A 19,834-nucleotide genomic window follows, 5' to 3' on the forward strand; every position below is an offset into this window, starting at 1 on the left:
AATCTCCCCTACTTATGATATGGTTCACCGTAAAGGGCATAAAGTAGATTTTCAAATTATATAAGCTGATATTTTTAATAATATTACAAAAATAAGTACTTAATAACCCTCTTTCTTAAGTGCTTCTACAATTTCCACATATTTTTCTATTACATCAAACCCTTTATAATCATCTCTTCTTAAGTCTATAATATCACCATGAGAGATTCCTCGCCTTCGTTTATTTTTCAATACCCCTTTAAATTCACCCCATTTAGCAGATTCAATAGATACTAAGCCATCATTTTCACCTTCCATTAACCTTACTAAAATATAAGGTATGGCTACTATATAATCACTTAATATATTCTTTACTACCGATGAGTAACTTTGATAATAAACTTGCTGAGCATCCCTTACCTCTTCATTAAATTTTTTACTATGACTAGTTGAAAACTGTCTGCTTGCAGTATAAAAGTCAGGATTTTTATCCCCTAGAAACCTATAATATTTATCAAAAAATCTTGCAATAGCTTTGTAAATTTTATCAGGAAGTTTACAAGCAATATCAACAAACTTACATCCTCTATGTGGTGATGACATCATGGTTAGTGATGCCACGCAGTCCCCCATTTCTAATTTACTTATCATATAACGTGCATCTAGTCCTCCCTTTGAATGCGCAATAATATTTACCTTTTTACATCCTGTTTCTTTCATAATATCAAGAATTTTATTTTTAATGTCCTTTGCATTATACTCAACTGTCCCCCAAGCTTCTTGATTACCGTAATAAACTGTTGCTCCATTGCGAATTAATTCCTTAGGTATCCTTCCCCAGTAATTAATATATTTTAAATCTCTAAATCCAACACCATGAACCAATACGAGTGGATATTTTGTTTTACATACTTCTGAATCAACACGAGCTTTATTATTAATTACTTTATAACACTCATGATCGTATTCTATTTTTGCTATATAGCAAGCATATAGCATTATAAGCACATTTATGATTGGAATAAGGCTCCCAAAAACTACTATAAGTCGCTTCATTATATTTAATCTTCTTGAAGTACATAAAATTCGTATCATACCATTTGTAAGTAATATAATAATATTTAATGTCATAATAACAATGTCAATTATTAAGATATTCTTAGGCATGGCGAGGTTTTGTATTGTTGTAACTCCCATTTGATATATTATGATTTGAATAAATGCTGCATACAATCCATATAAAACAATACTTCTTCCACCTATCATTACCCTTAATCTAATGTTTACAATTTGATTCCTGGCATATGGAACTATATTTACTTTTATCCAAATATAAAAAGTGAAAAAAATCACCTCAGCTAAAATAATCCATTTATATATAACTTTATCTTGTCCAAATTTAGTACGTCCACTAAAAAAGTAACCTAACAAAAAAATATGAGGAGCAAAAATAAAATACACATGCAAAAAAATTTTATTTAGTAAATGTATCTTCTTATTAATGTCTAAGTATACGATACTGATTACAATTAGTGTTAATGCAAAAGTTATTATAGGTGCTATCATAATTTCTCCTTACTTTGGTGGGAATACTTATTAAATAATCTTATTTTACCATATTTTTTAATAAAACCCATAGTTTTTAAGAAAAGTGGGCGAATGAAAAAAGATTGAGTTTTTCCTCAACCTTTTAAAGTTTATTGCAATTTAATTAATATCACATAATTCATACTTACGTTATTTATGGTACGGTTCACCGTAATTAATTCTAAATCCCCTATAAACCTGTTCCAGTAAGATTACTCTCATTAACTGATGTGGAAAAGTCATTTTTGAAAAAGATAATTTATAATCAGCTCTATTTAAAACTTCCTTTGAGAGTCCAAGGGAACCACCAATAACAAATGCTATGCTGCTGTTACCTTTTATGCCTGCATCTTTAATAAACTCTGCAAGCTCCTCTGAAGATAACATTTTCCCTTCTATTGCTAGGGCAACTAAAAACATGCTATCCCTTATACATTTTAAAATTGCCTCTCCTTCCTTTGCCTTTATCTGAAGTTCTTCCTTTTCTGAGGCATTATCAGGTGTTTTCTCATCCTGAAGTTCAATTATTTCTAATTTACAATATCTGCTTAGCCTTTTTGAATATTCGTTTATGGCATCCTTAAGATATTTTTCTTTTATTTTCCCAACAGTTATTAGTGTTATATTCATACCTAGTCTCAATCCTTTATCTATAAAATTAATGCCGGCCTATATTTATCAATAGGTCGGCATTTAAGTTACAATTAATTATTATGCATTAGCACCGCAGCACTTTTTATATTTCTTTCCGCTGCCGCAAGGACATGGGTCATTTCTTCCTACTTTACTTTCATTAACTATAGTTTTAGTTTCTCTCCACTTTACTTGGATTTCTTTTCTCTTTTCCTTTACGAAAATTCCTTCCCATTGTGGTAATTCATAAAGATAGTCTGCTTTTGCATCTAACATATTGAAATAGAGCTTTTCAAAGTCTATATTTATTTCTATTTCTGAGTTTTCATCTATATTTTCTAAATCGATACTTTCTTTTAAGCTTTCATTAATGCCATCTAAGAATCCCATGAAAAATATATTTGTTGTTTGGAATTCTTCTGCTAAGTTTTTAACTGTACCTTTTACAATTTCTTTGTGATTTGCTAAGAGTTTTGTATATATGCTTTTTTCAATTGCCCCATATTCCTTCCAGAAAGCGGCTTCTCCTTTAGTTCTTACATATTCTACAACCATATCTGTCCATTCTTTATATAGGCTCATGTTTATTTCTCCTTTTGTAAATCTTTTATTGTAACTTTATTACAATTATAATAATTTTTCTTTATTTTTTCAACAATATATTTTCAATATCATCTTTCCCAAAGGGCTTAGATATATTGTAATTTCCGCCTAGGCTTTCTATATCTTTGTTTTCAACTAGTATTTTTACCTTTGACACTGATGGAAGCTGAGTCAAAGAATTTAAAATTCCTCTAAGACAGGCCTCTTCCTTAACTGGAGTCATATTGAAATTAGCTTCTTTACTTAAGTTCACATAAGCTACTTTATCCTTAATTGAAAAACTAAGAAGTTTTGTTTCCTTAGGTAGAACTGGCTTTAGCATACTTACGTTGGAAGGACCTTTTAAAAATTCCTGCATTATAATTTCGCCAATAACCTCTTCTTTATTAATAAGCCTTTCTTCCTTAACTACAGCTGCTTTATCCTTAGTAGTAGAACCATCAAAATATAAATCCAAGCTGATACTATTATCTTTCTCTTTAGGCAATACTATACTTTGTATTTTATCATTGTTATTTGAGCTAAGTTTATCCTTTTTTTCGCATCCAGTAAATCCTATTGAAGTAATAACTAAAGTACTGAATAAGAATACTGAAAGTATCCTTTTCATGCTCTCACCCCACTCTAAAATTCAACATAATTACTTGGCATATCCCTCTTAGCTACAGTGAGTCCAATATCTTTATTTAAGCTTATCTTTCTGGCAGTTAAAATATTTACTACTGTTTGATATGCAAGCTCAGGATAATTATTAGTCTTGCTTAAATGTCCTAAAATGACTTTTTTTCTCTTGTAGCCATCTATCATATCTGCAATAGCTTTCCCACAGTCCTCATTTGATAAATGTCCTACGTCACTTAATATTCTTCTTTTTAAATTATATGGATATGGTCCAAATTTTAGCATCTCTATATCATGATTACTTTCAAATAAAAGTACATCTGCATCTTCAATGTTTTCTCTTACCACATCAGAGTAATAACCTAAGTCTGTAGCAACGGCAACTTTCTTCTTATTATGATATAATGCATAGCCTTGTGCAGCTGCGGCATCATGAGATATTGGAAAACTTTTTATATCCATATCTTTTATGCTTGTATAATTTTTAGACATAACCATAATATTATGCTCTTTAATATTTCCAATTAAGCTACTCATGGCTTTCCAGGTAAGTTCATTTGCATATATTGGTATATCATATCTTCTTGATAATACCCCTATACCTTTAATATGATCAATATGTTCATGTGTTACAAAAATAGCATCTAATTCTGAAGCATTTTCATTTATTTCCTTTAAGGCTTTTTCTATATTTTTACCTGGTAACCCGGCATCAATGAGCACCTTTGTCTCACCGGAGGATACATATATACTGTTTCCACTGCTGCCACTATATAACGAACAAAATATCATAAAAATCCCCCTATATATAACCCTTTAACAATCTTCTGTCTTTATTCTTCTTATATCCGCACCTAGCATTTTAAATTTTTCTTCAATGTATGGATATCCCCTATCAACATGATCAATACAGGTCACTTCAGTTGTTCCTTCTGCTGCCAGTCCAGCTATTATCATTGCAGCTCCAGCTCTTAAATCAGTGGCCTTAACTACAGCGCCTGTTAATTTATTTATTCCATCTACAATGGCAGTTCTGCCTTCAACTTTTACATTTGCTCCCATTTTTTTTAGCTCATCTACAAATTTAAATCTGCTTTCCCATACGCTCTCATTAACAATGCTTCTCCCTTGAGCTATGCTTAAAAGGGTTGTCATTGGCTGTTGAACATCTGTTGGAAATCCAGGGTAAGGTAGTGTTTTTATGTTTACACCCTTTAATCTTCTATCTGACTTTATAAGTATTGAATCTTCATTTTCTATAACATGAACGCCCATTTCTATAAGCTTAGCTGTTATTGACTCAAGATGCTTTGGTATAACATTGCTAACAACGACCTCGCCTCCACAGGCAGCCGCTGCTATCATGTATGTCCCAGCTTCGATTTGATCTGGAATTACGCTGTAATTGCAGCCCTTTAATTCTTTTACACCAACTATTCTAATTATATCTGTACCAGCGCCTTTAATATTAGCACCCATAGAATTTAAAAAGTTAGCTACATCTACTACATGAGGTTCTTTAGCTACATTTTCAAGTATTGTTGTCCCTTCTGCAAGTGTTGCAGCAAGCATAACATTAATTGTTGCACCTACACTTACTACATCAAAAAATATATTTGCTCCTATAAGCTTTTCTGCTTTTGCCTTTATAAGTCCATGTTCTATTGTAACCACAGCTCCTAAGGCCTCAAATCCTTTTATGTGCTGATCTATAGGTCTTACCCCAATAGCACATCCTCCTGGCAAATCTACATTTGCTTCCTTAAATCTGCCTAAGAGTGCACCTATAAGATAGTAAGAAGCTCTCATCCTTCTTACATCATCAGTATTAGCAAAAACGTTATTTATCGCTGTGCTGTCTATAGTTGCACAATTATTACTTTTATTTATCTTACAATTAAGACTTTCTATAATTCTTTCTATACATTGAACATCTTCTATTTCTGGTATGTTGTCTATTACAGAAACACCACTGCTGGCCATAATGGCTGCAGGTAATATTGCTACAGCAGCGTTTTTTGCTCCGCTAATGTCTATCTTTCCAAACAACTTTTTCCCACCATTTATAACAAGCTTATCCATGCCAGTTCCCATCCTTACTAATTTTTTTATTGCATAATGCTATATCAATTAAAATCCTATTTTTCCACGTTAAATTACAAATCTCATTATATCATAAAATAAATACTATACCATAGTTTTAACATTAGGTATATTCTTCCACAAAATATTAAAAACATACATTTTCCATTATATAATATTCTATTATATATTAAATAAAGTGTAATTTCTATGGTAAATTTGCAATTTATTTATAAATACTATCATATTATATTAAAAATCCTTAAGAAATTCTTAATTAGAATTCTATAATATTAATTTCCTGCATATTATAAAAAAATAAAAGGCAGCTTATTACTAAAAATACTTAACAAATTATCTCAAGTATTTATTAGTAAAAGCTACCTTCTACAACTACTACAATTAAATTTTAACTTAATACAAAACTTCCACAATCAGTACATTGTACAGTGTTAGCTTTAGCTTCATGTTTAACTACCTGAATCTGCTGCAAAGTACAATAGTTATCTTGATGATAATGATATTTACATTCACTTACTGTACAGCCTATACTGTTGTTTTGCTTTCCATTACTTACTGTTGTCATAATTGCCTCCTAATAATTAAATATTGTATACATCATACAAATCACTATTCATACGCTGTATACTATTTTAGTATTAGAATAAACAAGCCATATTATACTTGGAATAATTATGGTATAATATTTTTATAACTTCTACTTAGTTAAGGGGGAAAAAATGAAATACTATTTAGTTGCTTTATTCGATACAGAGTCTTACTCTGCTATGGAAACGATTCAAAAGAGCATTTGCAAAAAATATAAATTATACAAAAACATTCCTATGCTTCATATAACTTTAGAGACAATAGAAGATCCTGATATGGATAAACTTTCAAGGGTGCTTTCCGATGTATTAAAGCCATATAAGACTTTTAAAGTAGAAACAAATGGCATTATATGCTTTGATCCACCATATAAATCTGTAAATTTAAAAATTGAAAATAAGGGATATATTATTCGTTTAGCAAGAACTATTAATGATACATTAAAGCTTAATGGTTTTAATGTAAGAGAAAATATAGAGAATTGGGATTTACATGTTTCACTGGCCAATTCTAATTATGCTATTAGAGAATGGACAGGAAAAGAATACGTTGCTGCCTGCAGCGATGCTAAAAAAGATGGCTTTTATAGACTTGCCAAAATTGAGAGAATTGAGCTATGGAAACCTATAAATAATAAAAAAGAAATGCTGGTAAAAAGCTTTCCTTTAAGAACATTTTAATGAACTCAAAATAAGAGCCACGAGAAACGTCCCGTGGCTCTTATGGGTCATGCTTTGGTTATTGCTGTTTACCACATTTAGGGCAAAACTCATCTTCCTTTTCCATTGCTGCTCCACATTTCTTGCACAACTTCCTATTCTTAAGCTTTAATATCTTCTTTTTAATACTTTCTATGTCTTTATTTATTGAATCTATTTCTTTGCATTTTTCTATTAAACTACTGTCGCTAACTTTATCATCTGCATATTCCTTATATATCTTCTTCCCAATTTTTAAGTAAATCTCGTCAATATGTTTCTCATTAGAAGATACCGACATATTAAGTTTGGATATCTCTATAAGGTTTTCTGATTTGTAAGCAACATTTGAGACTCCATCCTCTAAGCATTTTCCTATTTTAAACAAATTATCTTTAAATGCCATAAATCTAACCCCTAAAACTAATTATATTTCTATATATTATTATATGTTTAAGTCTAGTAAATTGATTCCAAGTAGGAAATATCAGTTAGTGATTTAAACTAATTTATCTAAATAAAAAAGCCCCCGGGGGGGGACTTTAATTGCTAATCATTAATTAGGCAAAGCTCTTAGATATCTAATAAATTTTTCTTATAAGCTGCATATAGGTCTCTAAGTTCTTTCATTTTATTTTCTATTTCTATTTGAAGTATTGAAACTTCCTCATAGTCAGCAGCATCTACTGCATCTTTAATTCTTGTAAATAAGCTTTTCTGAGTATAGGAATCCTTCATAATATTATATCTTAAATTATTTATAGCCATCCAATTTGAAACATCAAGGTCTAATGCCTTATCTATGGAATGAAGCATTTTGCATCCTCTTATTTCATCACTATAATCCACTATAATCCTGCCAGTTATCTCTGTAAGCCATCTCTTAATAACAGCTAGTCTAAAACTGTTAATTAGTTTATCATTTAGAACGTCCCCTGCTTTAAGTGAATTTAACTTTTCTGGATACTTTTTAAATGCAGCAAGATTTTCATAAACAGTGGCTGGAGCTTTTCCAAAGAATTTTTCTCTATTTTCAGTAGTAAAATCTTCAAATACATCCTCTTCTGTTCTATATGCTCTATCCTTTTGTAAATAAGTTGCTTCTTCACCTGGTTTTTTAGAAAGCTCTGCTAAAAGATCATCTTCAGTTTTTCTATTGCTTAAAGCATAGCTTATTCCATCCATCATGGCCATGTATAAAGCTGCTAGACATAAATAAGTATTTGTGTGAGGGTTAGGTGCTCTTAACTCAAACCTTGTTGCAAGCGGGTTTTCAATGTCACGTACAAGACCCATTAAAATTGTTCTGTTTCTTGATGGTACTTCTATGCTGTGACCTAAGGAAGTAACTATACATACAGGTGCTTCAAATCCTGGCTTAAGTCTTCTAAATGAATCGTTAGTTGCTGATACAAAAGGATTTATTACTTCATAATTATTTAATACCCCCATAACAGAGGCATACCCAATTGTACTTAAATAATGATTTTTATTTGCTGTGAATAAGTTTATCCTTTTCTCATTTTTTAATTTTAAAGCCAAGCCTACATGAGTGTGTTCACCGCTACCTGCAACACCCTCTATAGGCTTAGCGAGGAAGGTAACATCAAGTCCGTATCTTCTAAAGGTTTCTTTTACAATTGTTCTAGCTAAAAGTTCATTATCAGCTGCCTGAAGTGAAGTTGAATATTTCCAATCAATTTCAAGCTGCTCCATTATATGAGTAAGATTGCCGGACTCATCAATCTTTGCCTTAACTCCACCAACTTCTTTATGCCCCATTTCTGCTTCTAAGCCGTACTTATCCATAAGAAGTAAGCTTTCTTCCAAGGCAGTACGAACTGCACCCTTAGTTCTAGTCCAGTACTGTTCCTGCAATACCTGGGAAGTTGAAAGTTCTTCAACTTCAGCCTTTTCATTTGGGGTCTTTACCCAAAACTCAAGTTCTGTAGCTGAAGTTGGCACAATGTCTTCTATATCATCATATTTAATACCGTAATCCTTTAAATATTCTGGATAGCTTTTAAATAGATTAAGTATGGTATTTTTAACATAATTGATTGAGCTGTTTAATATATTTCTTGAATCTACAGCCTTTCCTTCATGTAATAAGAAACTTGGAATTCTTAGGGTTCCAACTGGCTTATTAGTATCTATGTCTATATTTTCATAGTTGTAGTCTATATACCAATTTACTTCTAGATCTGCTACTATATCAACTTTTGCGTTATTAAGGCTTGCTATACCTGGGAGGACTACGGATGAGCCGTCTGTTTGAATTGCTCCATTTAGAAAAGTGTCAATATCGTCTAAGAAGACTTTTACAGGTATTTTTTCATCTGTATCATTTCCAGCTAAATCTATACCAACCAATGATACGAATTTAATTTCTGAGTGATCTGCAAGTAATTTTTCCAAACTTTCTTTAGAATGTTCTTTCTTAGGTACAAGATAAACTAAATCCTTATACATAATTGCCCCCCTAAAATTTTAATTTTTAAATTCTAATACTTTCATTATACGTTCATATTGTGCTTTAGTTACAGACATGTCTATTATAAGTTTGCATTGATTTTGAATAATTATTACAAACTCTAAACTCAATTTTATTATAGTAAAGTATTTGAGTCAATACAAAAATTGAAGGTTTGAAAATTATTTATTTCATTCTTTTGAAATTTTTAAAGAATGCATTCCTTCAATTTTAAGAAATATTTTTATTACACAACTTTTGTTTTTTGGAGTATAATTACTGTAGATTATAATATAATGAGCCCAGGTGGTGAAGAACATGAAAACAAACAAAGAATTTAATAATAAACCAATTGGTTTCTTTGATTCTGGGGTTGGCGGAATAAGCGTTCTAAGAGAGGCAAGAAAGCTTCTTTCCCATGAGAACTTCATATATTTCGGTGATTCTAAAAATGCACCCTACGGTGTGAAATCAATTGAGGAAGTTAAAAAACTTACCTTTGCTGCTGTTGAATATTTAATTTCTAAAGGGGTTAAGGCTGTTGTTATAGCATGCAATACTGCAACAAGCGCTGCTATAGATGATCTAAGAGCATATTATAAAGATATTCCTATTATAGGTATTGAGCCAGCACTTAAGCCTGCAGTAGAAAATCAAAATTCAGGTAAGATAATAATTATGGCCACTCCAATGACACTTTGTGAAACAAAGTTTAATAATTTAATGAATTCTTATAAAAACGACGCAGAAATAATACCTCTACCTTGTGCAGGGCTTGCGGAATTAATAGAGAATGGAAAAACTGATGGAGAAGAAGTAAATTCATATCTAATAGAAAAACTAAAACCTTATTTAAATAGTCCTGTTGATTCTGTTGTATTAGGTTGTACACATTATCCTTTTATAAAGACTGAATTATCGAAGATTCTTAGTAAAGACACTACTATAATTGATGGCAGTATAGGAACCTCAAAACAATTAAAAAGGCAGCTTAAGAATATTAATGCTTTAAATAATCAAGCTAAGGAAGGTACAATTGAAATATTAAATTCCCTAAACAGTGAAAAGATAATCGAATTTTCTTATAAATTATTAAATAGTTAAACTTAAAACTTACTTATGATCTTTTCAGCAAAAATACTTTTATTATTAATCAATTACTTTGCGAACATATTTTGTCACCTTAGAATACATTGAATTATAAAAGTACAATAGAAATAAGGTGATTAAAATGAAAGTTTTTTGGTTAGCAAAATTCACTGGAGAAAAGCCTTTAACTCTATATAGAACCTTTTTGGAATCAGATAATTTATTTTCTTCAAATATTGAAGAAACTTTACCATTTAGATATGTAGAAATTAATAACCCCATAAACAGCAGCTTAGTATATACAATAAGCAATCTTTATTTAAAGCCTTATGAGTGTACTGAGCTAAAGCTTTTTATGACTGATAATGTTAGTTGTTCCTCAAATAATAATCTAGAAATTAAACATTTATATGAAGATAATAATATTTCACATATGACGCAGCTGTCTACTAATACTAGTGCTTCAAACCTTTTAACTAACCATTATGTGATAATTATTCCAGGAGGCAGCCTTATAATAAAGACTAATACACCAATACTTAATGCGAAACTATCTATGAATTATACCACTGAAGAATTGTAATTATAGCCCTGCGAATTAACTTAAGCAGGGTTTTTATTTTTTGAATTGTATTGTATAATTATAATTACTATGGTAATAACTACTAGATGAAACTATATGCAGATAAGGAGAGATAGATATGTCAAATCCAATTGTTACAATTAAAATGAATACAGGTAAAATTATGAAAGCTGAGCTTTATCCTGAAGTAGCACCAAATACCGTTAAGAATTTTATTAGCTTAATTAATAAAAAATACTATAATGGCGTTATATTTCATAGAGTTATCCCTGGATTTATGATACAGGGAGGAGACCCACAGGGAACTGGAATGGGTGGTCCTAGCTATTCAATAAAGGGAGAATTTACTTCAAATAGATTTAAAAATGACTTAAAACACTCAACAGGTGTTTTATCTATGGCAAGGACATCAGACCCCAATTCAGCAGGAAGTCAATTTTTCATCATGACATCCGATGCACCTCATCTTGATGGACAGTATGCTTCCTTTGGAAAATTAATAGAAGGTATTGAAGTAGCAAAGGAGATAGTTGGTGTTAAGAGGGATTTTAGGGATAAGCCTCTTGCTGATCAAGTAATGGAAGAAGTATCTGTAGATACTTTTGGCATTGAATACGGAGAACCTGATAAATATTAACAGTTGATTCCATAATGGAAGGAGAAGAGATTATGAATAATAATAAGATGGCCCTTATTTATGGCTTCAATGAAGAAGAAAAAGCTTTACTTCATAAGATCTTTATTGATCTTCAGCTTCCTAAGTATAAGGTTATTGAAAACAATATGGCAAACATGAAACTAAAGGATATTATTAATGGTCTTATTTTAGATACCTATGATAAGGTTTTGCCTGATGAGAAAATTATTCTTTTTAATAATTTTACCGATGAGGAATTGGATAAATCAGTGAGAAGAATACGTGAAAATAAAGCAATTAAACCAATATTGGCTGTTGTAACCCCCACATCTATTAACTGGGAATTTTATTACTTAGTTAATCATTTGCTTGATGAAAGAGAACAAGCAAAAAAATATATGCAGCAAAAATCTAAATAAATTATGAAAAGAACTCTAATTTAATTTAATTGGAGTTCTTTCTCTTTTTATCCCTTAATTTTTTTAAAATTCCATAATAAAGCAATTTATTAGAATTTTTAAAAAAATAAAGAAAAAAATTTTTTTGTAAAAGTTTACAGAACTTTTAAAATTCATTGATATTTAGTACAATAGGAAGTGTCTTAAAATAATAGTTATACTATTTTTTAAAAGGAAAGGCAGGCTCTTATATGAACTTACAAAAGCTGTATGATTATCAAAATAAACTCGATGAAGAAATCCAATCTAAAATAGATACACAAGGCAAACTTTTACTTTATCAAAAGCTTTTAGCCCTGCAAGTAAAAGTTGGAGAATTAGCAAATGAAACTAAATGTTTTCACTATTGGACCTCTAGGAAAATACAATCTAGAAAAAGAATCTTAGAAAAATATATAGAAGCGATATATCTTATTCTAAGTATTGGAGTGGAAAAAGGATTTACCGAAACTGATTTTGAAGTTAAAGAAGTTGAATATGAGCTTACAGAAAACTTTTTAAATCTATTTGTGGATATGAACGATTTTATGGTATGTTCATCTAAAGATCATTATATAACTATTATAGAGGACCTTTTAAGCTTAAGTCTATTTTTGGGCTTCACAGAAGACGATATTTTAAACGCTAACAGCCAGGTTTTCAGCGCATAGTTAAATTTATTTGTCACCTTAATTATTATATTGAGTTTTATTAATAATTATAAATTTATCTTAAAAGTGCAAACTAAGATAATGATACTAATAAAAATAAAATATAATAGTTAGAAGGTGACTTTTTATGTTAGGTGTAATTTTTTCTATAATAGCTGGTGTGGCTATGAGTCTTCAAGGGGTATTTAATACCAGGCTTTCTGATAAAATTGGAACCTGGGAGACAAATGTCTTTGTTCAAGCTACTGGTCTAATTTTATGTTTAATAGTATTTTTAATTGCCGGAAACGGCAGCTTTAAAGATATAAAAGGTGTTAATAGGTTATATTTGCTTGGTGGACTACTTGGGGTTGTTATAATATTTACAGTTATGATGGGTATTAAAAATTTAGGGCCTACTTGCTCCATATCAATAATATTAGTGGCTCAACTTACAGCAGCAGCTATAATAGATGCTCTAGGATTATTTGACTCTGAAAAAATAGTATTTGGAACAACTAAAATAATTGGTGTAGTAATTATGATGGCTGGCATTATTATTTTTAGATGGAAATGCTGACTTTACTTAGCCATCTGCTTAGTTATAATATCTTAATGCTTTTATGGGACTAAACTGTTATAATTAATTATTATTAGTATTTAACAGAAAGGAAGCATTTTATGGATTTTAAACAGATTGAGGCTTTTATTAGTGTTGCAAAACATAAAAGTTTTTCAAAGGCAGCAAGCATAATTTTCTTATCCCAACCAGCCATTAGTGCTCAAATTTCTGCTTTAGAAAAAGAACTTAACTCACAGCTATTTGATAGAACCTCTAAGGAAGTTGCCCTTACTGCAAAGGGTGAAGCATTTTTGCAATATGCCCTGGATTTGATTAATACTAGAAACACTGCTATATGTCACTTGTCTGACTCTTCAAGTTACATTTCTGGTAGATTTTCATTGTCTGCCAGCAGTACTCCTTGTAATTCTATTGTTCCTATGCTCATTGAAAAATTTTCACTGAAATATCCTATGGTAACTTTTAATATAACAGAACAGCCAACAGGAGAAATAATTGAAAACATACTTAAATTTAATTGTGAAATAGGCCTAATTGGAAGCTATATTAAGGATGAACGGATAAACTGTTATAAACTTACTGATGATGAACTTGTACTTATTTCTAATCCCTCTTTAGAAATTCCTGATATTGTACCTATCGATTTATTACTGGATTATAAATTTATTTTTAGAGAGCGAAATTCAGCCACAAGAAAGAGTTTCGAAAAGGCCCTTCTTGATTTAGGATTAGATATTGAGCAAATGAATATACTATGTGAAGTAAACAGCATTGATACCTTGCTGCAATTAGTAAAATGCGGCTTAGGTATTTCTATTGTTTCAAAAAGAGTATGTGAAGATTATATAAATTCAGGAAGCATAAAGATAAGCAGAGTTTCTAACTTAACTCTAAAAAGATACATATATATGATTACAAGTTCAAAGAGAGCTCTTACTCCTACCGCCAAAGCATTTTATAGTATTTGTAAAAACGAATTTTACTTCGAAGAGTAAAAAAGACACTGTATATTAGATGACCTCATAACAATGAGATTTTCTTCTAAATATCAGTGTCTTTTTTATAGTAGAGTGATGTTATTAAAGATTCGACAAAATAATTATTCTAAAAACTGAATTAATTCACCAATTTTATTTCAAATACGAATTTTATTCACATTATTTGATTGTTATCCACAGTTTTACTGACTTTATGCACAGATTTTGTGGATAACTAGTAATGCTTGATATAATTAACTTTAAATTAACATAAGATTATTTTGTTAACATTGTCCACAATAAAGGTGTTAATTCTTACATTAAAATTTTATAATAAGAAGCTATAAACTCCTTCAATTTTTAAACTTTTTACTTTACTGTGGTCCATTATTTGTAAAATATTTTAATAAAAAATAAGTTTATATTGAACAATAATTGGGAAATTTTAGTTCAATATAAACTGTATAGTTAATATATGTAATTCTTAATTTACTTATTATAAACTTTGTTATAGTCCTCTATGAATTTTTCGATGCCTGCATCAGTTAATGGGTGTTTTATCATCTGCATTATAACTTTATATGGAACAGTAGCAATATGAGCTCCAGCCTTCGCACAGTCTAGAACATGCATAGGTGTTCTAATGCTGGCAGCAATAATTTCTGTTTCAAAGCCATAGTAATCAAAAATTGCTGCAATATCCTCAACAACTTGAATGCCGCCGTTTCCTATATCATCAAGTCTTCCCATAAATGGACTAACAAAACTTGCTCCTGCTTTAGCAGCTAATAAAGCCTGCTGTGCTGAAAATATTAAAGTAACATTTGTTCTAATTCCATCTTTGGAAAGAGCACTCACTGCCTTCAGTCCTTCTTCGCACATAGGTATTTTAACAACAATATTTTTATGAAGCTTTGATAATTCTTTGCCTTCTTTTATCATATCTTCTGATTTTAAGCTAATACCTTCAGCACTAATTGGCCCATCAACAATACTGCATATTTCATTAATTACCTCTTTCAAGTCTCTACCTTCTCTTGCTATCAAAGATGGATTTGTTGTTACTCCATCTAAAACTCCAAGAGCAGCAGCCTTTTTGATTTCATCCACATTGGCAGTGTCAATAAATAATTTCATAATTAATCCCTCCATATAAATTTTTCTAATAGACTTATTATATCATAATAATGAATTTATCAAAAATAAATGTAGTTTTGAATTTTTAAATAATCTTTTTACCTTTTTACTATATTATTTAATATAAAATTGTTTAATTTTTACATATTTTAAATATATATATTTTTACTATTAGTATAATTCCCATAATGTGTATAATAAAAACATTAATGGTAAAACTATATGCTATAATATGGATTCTCATTATTAATTCATATTATGTTTCTAATAATTTCTATCTTTTTTTTAAGTTATTTCGACATATTCCTTTTAATATTCCATATTATTACTATTTTTATTTCAATAAAATAAATTATTAAATAATTCATATTTATTCTAAAAATATGTATAACCCTTGATATTACTGTATTATAGTTTAAATATATGGGGATAAAATTTGTAGAATTATATAAAATTGTATATTGACTTTTCAATAATATGGTAGTATATTAGCTATAGATAGAAATTAGTAAGAAATTTGTAATTTTTTATAAATAAATCCTTGACTTATTATGTCATATTTGTTATTATTTATTTATAAAGTTGTCGAATGTTGTAATTATTAGGAGGAAAGATTATGAAATCAACAGGTGTAGTAAGAAGAGTAGATGAGTTAGGAAGAATAGTAATTCCAATCGAATTAAGAAGGACTTTAGATATCGCTGAGAAAGATGCTTTAGAAATTTACGTTGACGGAGAACAAATCATTCTTAAGAAGTATGAACCAGCATGTATCTTCTGCGGAGATGCTAGAGATGTAATTAACTACAAAGGAAAAAATATTTGCAAAAACTGTATGCATGAATTAAAAACTGAAAAATAATTTACTTGCTAACGACTTTTAACATAAATACACTCTATCCCCTCCCACAGGTTATCCTGTGGGTTTTATTTTTTTAAAGTAAAATGCTTTTTATTAATCAATATTGAAAGAATATTTATAGACATCTGTCTTGGGTATGTTTCTATCCTTAGCTACCTTTTTAATGGCTTCTTTCTTATTTAATCCCTCATTAACGTATTTTTTAATGTGGTCTTCTATTGAAAGCATTTCCCATTTTGCTTTTTCTTCCTCTAGAATTTCTACATCTGTCTTACCTGCAACAACAATTACGTATTCGCCTCTGGGGGAATTCAATTTATAATACTCTACAGCTTCATTTATGCTAAACCTTAATATCTGTTCATGAAGCTTTGTAAGTTCTCTGCAAATAGCTACTTTTCTTTCTCCAAAATACTCAGCCAAAAACTGAAGAGTATCTAGAATCCTATGAGGGGCTTCGTAAAATATTAAGGTCTCTTTCCTATCTCTTAAGTCTTCAATAACTAGCTTTTTATCTTTTTTTTCTCTCGGAAGAAATCCTCTAAACAAAAATTTAGTTGTATCTAAACCTGAGTATACCAGCGCTGTTGTAATAGCTGTTGCACCTGGAAGGACTTCAAACTCTATATTCTTTTCTATGCATTTAGAAACTATTATACTGCCCGGATCAGAAATTCCAGGAGTACCTGCATCCGTTACTATGGCTATTGACGCTCCTGCTAATAATTTATCTATAATGTTGCTGCTTTTTTCTTGTTCATTATGCTGATGATAGCTTATCAAGGTTTTTTTTATTTCAAAGTGATTTAATAATTTTAAACTTTGTCTGGTATCCTCGGCTGCTATTATATCCACTGTTTTCAAAACTTCTAAGGCTCTAAGAGTTATATCCCCAAGATTACCTATAGGTGTTGGTACTAAGTATAACTTTCCGCTCATAATTTCTCCTTTCACTGGTCACACTGGGTAGTCTAGCTTACGACTGCTCATCGGTAGACTACCCGCTAAAGTCCATTTAGGACTTTGGCTACGCCCACTGGGTAGTTTAAGACCACTCGCTCTCGCTCGTAAACTACCCGTTAAAGTCCATTTAGGACTTTAACCTCTAATTCTACCATAAATTTTCTCTATTTCCTCTGAATATCCGCCTTCATCCTTATATATATATAGCGGTTTCTCCCACTTAAGAAATGCTCCTCCGTCTCTTTGTCCCTCAATAAGCACAATGTTAGGTGCTTTCTTTGTATTTGGATGTACCATTCTTATTGTTTTAGGCTCTATCTTATACTTTCTCATTGTGCAAAGAATATCTGCAAGTCTTTCTGGTCTGTGAACCATATACATTCTGCCATTATCCTTAAGCAGCATTCTGCAGGCAATTATTACATCTTCAAGTGTACAGCATATCTCATGTCTCGCAATTGCATTTTTATCATTTGAATTAATAATACCTGAATTCATTAGCTTATAAGGTGGGTTTACTGTCACTACATCCGCTCTTGAAAGTTCTTTTAATAGTTTTGTATCCTTTAAGTCACCATTAATAAATTCTATTTTATCCGAAAGCTTATTATATTTAGTTGATCTAATAGCCATTTCAGCCATTTCCTCTTGTATTTCTATACCTGTAATATGAGATGCCTCTGTTTTCCCAGCAAGAATAAAGGGGATTATTCCTGTACCACTACATAGGTCTATAACCTTCATGTCTCTTTTTACTACGGCAAAGTTAGCTAATAAAACTGCATCTACTCCAAACCTAAATGACTCCTTCTTTTGTATGACATAAATATCCCCCAGTTGAAGATCGTCTAAAGTTTCGTCATCTTTTAAATATTCCATGAAATCACTCTTTCTATTTGTTCTTAAATATTATATATTTCAAAGGTGTTCTAGCACCAGGTATATTGCTACTAGTATTATATTATTATATATTTTGATTTCTATATTAACAAGTAATTATAAAAAGTTATTTACCTTTAATTAAAAAAGCATCTAAAATGCTTTATTTTAGATGCTTAATTATTCTTTTCCACTTCATTAAATTTAGTGTTCATTATAAGAATATCCACTCTTCTATTACTTGCTCTTCCTTCTTCTGTATTATTACTTGCCTTTGGTCTATATTCCCCATAACCAGTTGCTGAAATCCTTTCTGGGCTTATACCAGATTGATTAATTAATAATTGGGACACATTAGCTGCTCTAATAACAGATAAATCCCAATTGGATTTATATTCATAGGTGCTTATAGGAATATTATCCGTATGCCCTTCCACCCTTATAAAACTGCTGTTTATTATTGGTTGATTTAATATCTTACCTATTTCTACAAGCTTTTTAGCTTGTTCACTTTTTATTTCAGATTTACCACTGTCAAAAAACAAGCTATCCTTAAAACTTAAAACAAGACCTCTCTCTTCTATAGTAGTTGTTACACTATCGCTAAGCCCGCTGCTGCTAAGATATTTATCAACAAGGCTTTTGACTTGTTCAAGCTTTGCCTGCTCATCAGTATTTACTAAATTTGTATCAACAGGAGCACTGTTAGTATCTATTGCTGTACCTTGATCTTTCCCAATAAGAGTTGCTCCACCACCGCCCATTGCTTTATTAAAACCGGCAGCTATCTGCTGATACTTTTTATTGTCTAGATTACTCATAGAATATAATATTACAAAAAATATCATCAATAAGGTTATGAAGTCTGCATAAGATAATAGCCAACGTTCAGAGTTATCATGGCCTTCTTCGTGCTTCTTCCGTCTCCTCATGCCTCCACCTTCTTGTCCAGCGCCTCATACGTAACAAGCTCTTGTTTATTTAAAAAGCCTTTAAGTTTTTCAGCTAAGGTGTTTGGATTAACACCTTCTTGAATTAGAAGAACAGCTTCAATTATAAGATTTTTTTCAGCCTGTTCAAGTTTATCTATATTTTTAAGCCTAGCACCAATTGGTAAGAATATTAAATTGGCACTTGAAAGACCATATAGTGTTGCTAAGAAGGCTGAGGATACACTTTCACCTAGCTTATCAGGTGAACTAGAGGCAAGTCCACCGAGAACATGTACAAGTCCTAATACGGTTCCAACTATACCCATTGTAGGAGCAGTTCCTCCAGCGGCTTCAAAAACAGCATAGCCTGCTTTATGCCTCTCTGCTGTCATATCTGCCTCAAGCTCTAGAATTTCTCTTACTGATTGTGGTTCTACACCATCTACTATCATTTGAAGTCCTTTTTTAATAAATGGATCCATTTTATCATCAGCGGTTATTTCACCTTCAATACTCAATAGACCATTTTTTCTTGTTTTAAAAGCCAATTCCTTAAAATAAATTATTAAGGCAGGCAGATCCTTAGTGTTATTTGAAAATGCTACCTTTAATATTTTACCTAATTTTTTTAATTGACTAATAGGAAAGGCAAGCATTGTTGCTCCAGTTGTTCCTCCAAAAACTATCAATGCTGCAGTCCATTGAAAAAGTGCAGATATAACTCCTCCTTCACCAATAAATGCTATTATTAAAGAAGCAAAACCTACTAATATCGCAATATACCCTGTCAATTTTCCATCCTCCTTACATCCCTCTTGCC

Annotated in this window: 23 protein-coding genes; 9 read left to right on the top strand and 14 right to left on the bottom strand. The window is 30.7% G+C overall.

Annotated elements, in window-relative coordinates:
* Positions 1-99: 99 nt before the first annotated feature.
* From ACJDUH_RS18345 to ACJDUH_RS18375, 7 genes are all read right to left on the bottom strand, one after another.
* Entirely contained in the window at positions 100-1,545 is a 1,446-nt protein-coding gene (locus ACJDUH_RS18345) for a lipase family alpha/beta hydrolase (RefSeq protein WP_406766669.1), read from the bottom strand.
* A 171-nt stretch (positions 1,546-1,716) separates the two neighbouring features.
* Positions 1,717-2,196, bottom strand: a complete 480-nt coding sequence (gene rlmH, locus ACJDUH_RS18350) for a 23S rRNA (pseudouridine(1915)-N(3))-methyltransferase RlmH (RefSeq protein WP_406766670.1) — start codon at positions 2,194-2,196, stop codon at positions 1,717-1,719.
* Between the two features lie 81 nt (positions 2,197-2,277).
* Positions 2,278-2,781: an SEC-C metal-binding domain-containing protein gene (locus tag ACJDUH_RS18355; protein WP_406766671.1), complete on the bottom strand. Its 504-nt coding sequence runs from the start codon at positions 2,779-2,781 to the stop codon at positions 2,278-2,280.
* Between the two features lie 61 nt (positions 2,782-2,842).
* Complete coding sequence (locus ACJDUH_RS18360; protein ID WP_406766672.1) at positions 2,843-3,412, bottom strand: GerMN domain-containing protein; 570 nt, start codon at positions 3,410-3,412, stop codon at positions 2,843-2,845.
* A gap of 14 nt (positions 3,413-3,426) precedes the next feature.
* Complete coding sequence (locus tag ACJDUH_RS18365; protein WP_406766673.1) at positions 3,427-4,215, bottom strand: MBL fold metallo-hydrolase; 789 nt, start codon at positions 4,213-4,215, stop codon at positions 3,427-3,429.
* A 24-nt stretch (positions 4,216-4,239) separates the two neighbouring features.
* Positions 4,240-5,505, bottom strand: a complete 1,266-nt coding sequence (locus ACJDUH_RS18370; RefSeq protein WP_406766674.1) for a UDP-N-acetylglucosamine 1-carboxyvinyltransferase — start codon at positions 5,503-5,505, stop codon at positions 4,240-4,242.
* 409 nt (positions 5,506-5,914) lie between these two features.
* The gene (locus ACJDUH_RS18375; protein ID WP_406766675.1) at positions 5,915-6,091 is read right to left on the bottom strand and encodes a DUF1540 domain-containing protein; all 177 of its coding nucleotides are present in this window, start codon (positions 6,089-6,091) and stop codon (positions 5,915-5,917) included.
* A 154-nt stretch (positions 6,092-6,245) separates the two neighbouring features.
* On the opposite strand from ACJDUH_RS18375, the gene ACJDUH_RS18380 reads away from it, so the two are divergent.
* Positions 6,246-6,794 (top strand): 2'-5' RNA ligase family protein, encoded by a 549-nt coding sequence (locus ACJDUH_RS18380; protein WP_406766676.1) that lies wholly within the window; start codon positions 6,246-6,248, stop codon positions 6,792-6,794.
* Positions 6,795-6,852: 58 nt separating this feature from the next.
* On the opposite strand, the gene ACJDUH_RS18385 is transcribed toward ACJDUH_RS18380, so the two are convergent.
* Both ACJDUH_RS18385 and ACJDUH_RS18390 read right to left on the bottom strand, forming a co-directional pair.
* A complete protein-coding gene (locus tag ACJDUH_RS18385) occupies positions 6,853-7,218 on the bottom strand; it encodes a zinc-ribbon domain-containing protein (protein WP_406766677.1) in 366 nt (121 codons plus the stop codon).
* A 167-nt stretch (positions 7,219-7,385) separates the two neighbouring features.
* On the bottom strand, positions 7,386-9,284 hold the full coding sequence (locus tag ACJDUH_RS18390; RefSeq protein WP_406766678.1) for a type I glutamate--ammonia ligase: 1,899 nt from the start codon (positions 9,282-9,284) through the stop codon (positions 7,386-7,388).
* A 319-nt stretch (positions 9,285-9,603) separates the two neighbouring features.
* Between ACJDUH_RS18390 and murI the strand changes: the two genes are divergently transcribed.
* The 7 genes from murI (at position 9,604) to ACJDUH_RS18425 (ending at position 14,259) form a co-directional block, all read left to right on the top strand.
* Positions 9,604-10,389, top strand: coding sequence for a glutamate racemase (murI, locus tag ACJDUH_RS18395; RefSeq protein ID WP_406766679.1), 786 nt, complete (start codon positions 9,604-9,606; stop codon positions 10,387-10,389).
* Between the two features lie 127 nt (positions 10,390-10,516).
* Positions 10,517-10,957, top strand: a complete 441-nt coding sequence (locus ACJDUH_RS18400) for a hypothetical protein (RefSeq protein ID WP_406766680.1) — start codon at positions 10,517-10,519, stop codon at positions 10,955-10,957.
* Between the two features lie 118 nt (positions 10,958-11,075).
* Complete coding sequence (locus ACJDUH_RS18405; RefSeq protein ID WP_406766681.1) at positions 11,076-11,594, top strand: peptidylprolyl isomerase; 519 nt, start codon at positions 11,076-11,078, stop codon at positions 11,592-11,594.
* A gap of 32 nt (positions 11,595-11,626) precedes the next feature.
* Entirely contained in the window at positions 11,627-12,013 is a 387-nt protein-coding gene (locus ACJDUH_RS18410; RefSeq protein ID WP_406766682.1) for a DUF3783 domain-containing protein, read from the top strand.
* Positions 12,014-12,243: 230 nt separating this feature from the next.
* Complete coding sequence (locus ACJDUH_RS18415) at positions 12,244-12,702, top strand: dUTP diphosphatase (RefSeq protein WP_406766683.1); 459 nt, start codon at positions 12,244-12,246, stop codon at positions 12,700-12,702.
* A gap of 127 nt (positions 12,703-12,829) precedes the next feature.
* Positions 12,830-13,261: a DMT family transporter gene (locus ACJDUH_RS18420; protein ID WP_406766684.1), complete on the top strand. Its 432-nt coding sequence runs from the start codon at positions 12,830-12,832 to the stop codon at positions 13,259-13,261.
* A gap of 101 nt (positions 13,262-13,362) precedes the next feature.
* Positions 13,363-14,259 (top strand): selenium metabolism-associated LysR family transcriptional regulator, encoded by an 897-nt coding sequence (locus ACJDUH_RS18425; RefSeq protein ID WP_406766685.1) that lies wholly within the window; start codon positions 13,363-13,365, stop codon positions 14,257-14,259.
* A gap of 471 nt (positions 14,260-14,730) precedes the next feature.
* Here ACJDUH_RS18425 and fsa read toward each other — a convergent pair whose 3' ends face one another.
* Complete coding sequence (gene fsa / locus ACJDUH_RS18430) at positions 14,731-15,378, bottom strand: fructose-6-phosphate aldolase (protein WP_406766686.1); 648 nt, start codon at positions 15,376-15,378, stop codon at positions 14,731-14,733.
* 616 nt (positions 15,379-15,994) lie between these two features.
* Here fsa and ACJDUH_RS18435 point away from each other — a divergent pair.
* A complete protein-coding gene (locus tag ACJDUH_RS18435; protein WP_406766687.1) occupies positions 15,995-16,240 on the top strand; it encodes an AbrB/MazE/SpoVT family DNA-binding domain-containing protein in 246 nt (81 codons plus the stop codon).
* 93 nt (positions 16,241-16,333) lie between these two features.
* Here the strand turns inward: ACJDUH_RS18435 and rsmI are convergent, their stop codons facing one another.
* From rsmI to ACJDUH_RS18455, 4 genes are all read right to left on the bottom strand, one after another.
* Positions 16,334-17,182, bottom strand: coding sequence for a 16S rRNA (cytidine(1402)-2'-O)-methyltransferase (gene rsmI / locus ACJDUH_RS18440; protein ID WP_406766708.1), 849 nt, complete (start codon positions 17,180-17,182; stop codon positions 16,334-16,336).
* Positions 17,183-17,338: 156 nt separating this feature from the next.
* Positions 17,339-18,082, bottom strand: coding sequence for a tRNA1(Val) (adenine(37)-N6)-methyltransferase (locus ACJDUH_RS18445; protein WP_406766688.1), 744 nt, complete (start codon positions 18,080-18,082; stop codon positions 17,339-17,341).
* 176 nt (positions 18,083-18,258) lie between these two features.
* Complete coding sequence (locus ACJDUH_RS18450) at positions 18,259-19,014, bottom strand: flagellar motor protein MotB (protein ID WP_406766689.1); 756 nt, start codon at positions 19,012-19,014, stop codon at positions 18,259-18,261.
* The gene (locus ACJDUH_RS18455) at positions 19,011-19,805 is read right to left on the bottom strand and encodes a motility protein A (RefSeq protein WP_406766690.1); all 795 of its coding nucleotides are present in this window, start codon (positions 19,803-19,805) and stop codon (positions 19,011-19,013) included. The genes ACJDUH_RS18450 and ACJDUH_RS18455 overlap by 4 nt, the downstream gene beginning before the upstream one ends.
* Positions 19,806-19,834: the final 29 nt, after the last annotated feature.

The sequence above is a fragment of the Candidatus Clostridium radicumherbarum genome (assembly GCF_045310525.1).
Classification (GTDB): Bacteria; Bacillota; Clostridia; order Clostridiales; family Clostridiaceae; genus Clostridium_AT; species Clostridium_AT radicumherbarum.

Coding starts and splice junctions, on each gene's coding strand:
- ACJDUH_RS18345 (WP_406766669.1), bottom strand. CDS start 1,545: ATGATAGCACCTATAATAACTTTTGCATTAACACTAATTGTAATCAGT.
- rlmH (WP_406766670.1), bottom strand. CDS start 2,196: ATGAATATAACACTAATAACTGTTGGGAAAATAAAAGAAAAATATCTT.
- ACJDUH_RS18355 (WP_406766671.1), bottom strand. CDS start 2,781: ATGAGCCTATATAAAGAATGGACAGATATGGTTGTAGAATATGTAAGA.
- ACJDUH_RS18360 (WP_406766672.1), bottom strand. CDS start 3,412: ATGAAAAGGATACTTTCAGTATTCTTATTCAGTACTTTAGTTATTACT.
- ACJDUH_RS18365 (WP_406766673.1), bottom strand. CDS start 4,215: ATGATATTTTGTTCGTTATATAGTGGCAGCAGTGGAAACAGTATATAT.
- ACJDUH_RS18370 (WP_406766674.1), bottom strand. CDS start 5,505: ATGGATAAGCTTGTTATAAATGGTGGGAAAAAGTTGTTTGGAAAGATA.
- ACJDUH_RS18375 (WP_406766675.1), bottom strand. CDS start 6,091: ATGACAACAGTAAGTAATGGAAAGCAAAACAACAGTATAGGCTGTACA.
- ACJDUH_RS18380 (WP_406766676.1), top strand. CDS start 6,246: ATGAAATACTATTTAGTTGCTTTATTCGATACAGAGTCTTACTCTGCT.
- ACJDUH_RS18385 (WP_406766677.1), bottom strand. CDS start 7,218: ATGGCATTTAAAGATAATTTGTTTAAAATAGGAAAATGCTTAGAGGAT.
- ACJDUH_RS18390 (WP_406766678.1), bottom strand. CDS start 9,284: ATGTATAAGGATTTAGTTTATCTTGTACCTAAGAAAGAACATTCTAAA.
- murI (WP_406766679.1), top strand. CDS start 9,604: ATGAAAACAAACAAAGAATTTAATAATAAACCAATTGGTTTCTTTGAT.
- ACJDUH_RS18400 (WP_406766680.1), top strand. CDS start 10,517: ATGAAAGTTTTTTGGTTAGCAAAATTCACTGGAGAAAAGCCTTTAACT.
- ACJDUH_RS18405 (WP_406766681.1), top strand. CDS start 11,076: ATGTCAAATCCAATTGTTACAATTAAAATGAATACAGGTAAAATTATG.
- ACJDUH_RS18410 (WP_406766682.1), top strand. CDS start 11,627: ATGAATAATAATAAGATGGCCCTTATTTATGGCTTCAATGAAGAAGAA.
- ACJDUH_RS18415 (WP_406766683.1), top strand. CDS start 12,244: ATGAACTTACAAAAGCTGTATGATTATCAAAATAAACTCGATGAAGAA.
- ACJDUH_RS18420 (WP_406766684.1), top strand. CDS start 12,830: ATGTTAGGTGTAATTTTTTCTATAATAGCTGGTGTGGCTATGAGTCTT.
- ACJDUH_RS18425 (WP_406766685.1), top strand. CDS start 13,363: ATGGATTTTAAACAGATTGAGGCTTTTATTAGTGTTGCAAAACATAAA.
- fsa (WP_406766686.1), bottom strand. CDS start 15,378: ATGAAATTATTTATTGACACTGCCAATGTGGATGAAATCAAAAAGGCT.
- ACJDUH_RS18435 (WP_406766687.1), top strand. CDS start 15,995: ATGAAATCAACAGGTGTAGTAAGAAGAGTAGATGAGTTAGGAAGAATA.
- ACJDUH_RS18445 (WP_406766688.1), bottom strand. CDS start 18,082: ATGGAATATTTAAAAGATGACGAAACTTTAGACGATCTTCAACTGGGG.
- ACJDUH_RS18450 (WP_406766689.1), bottom strand. CDS start 19,014: ATGAGGAGACGGAAGAAGCACGAAGAAGGCCATGATAACTCTGAACGT.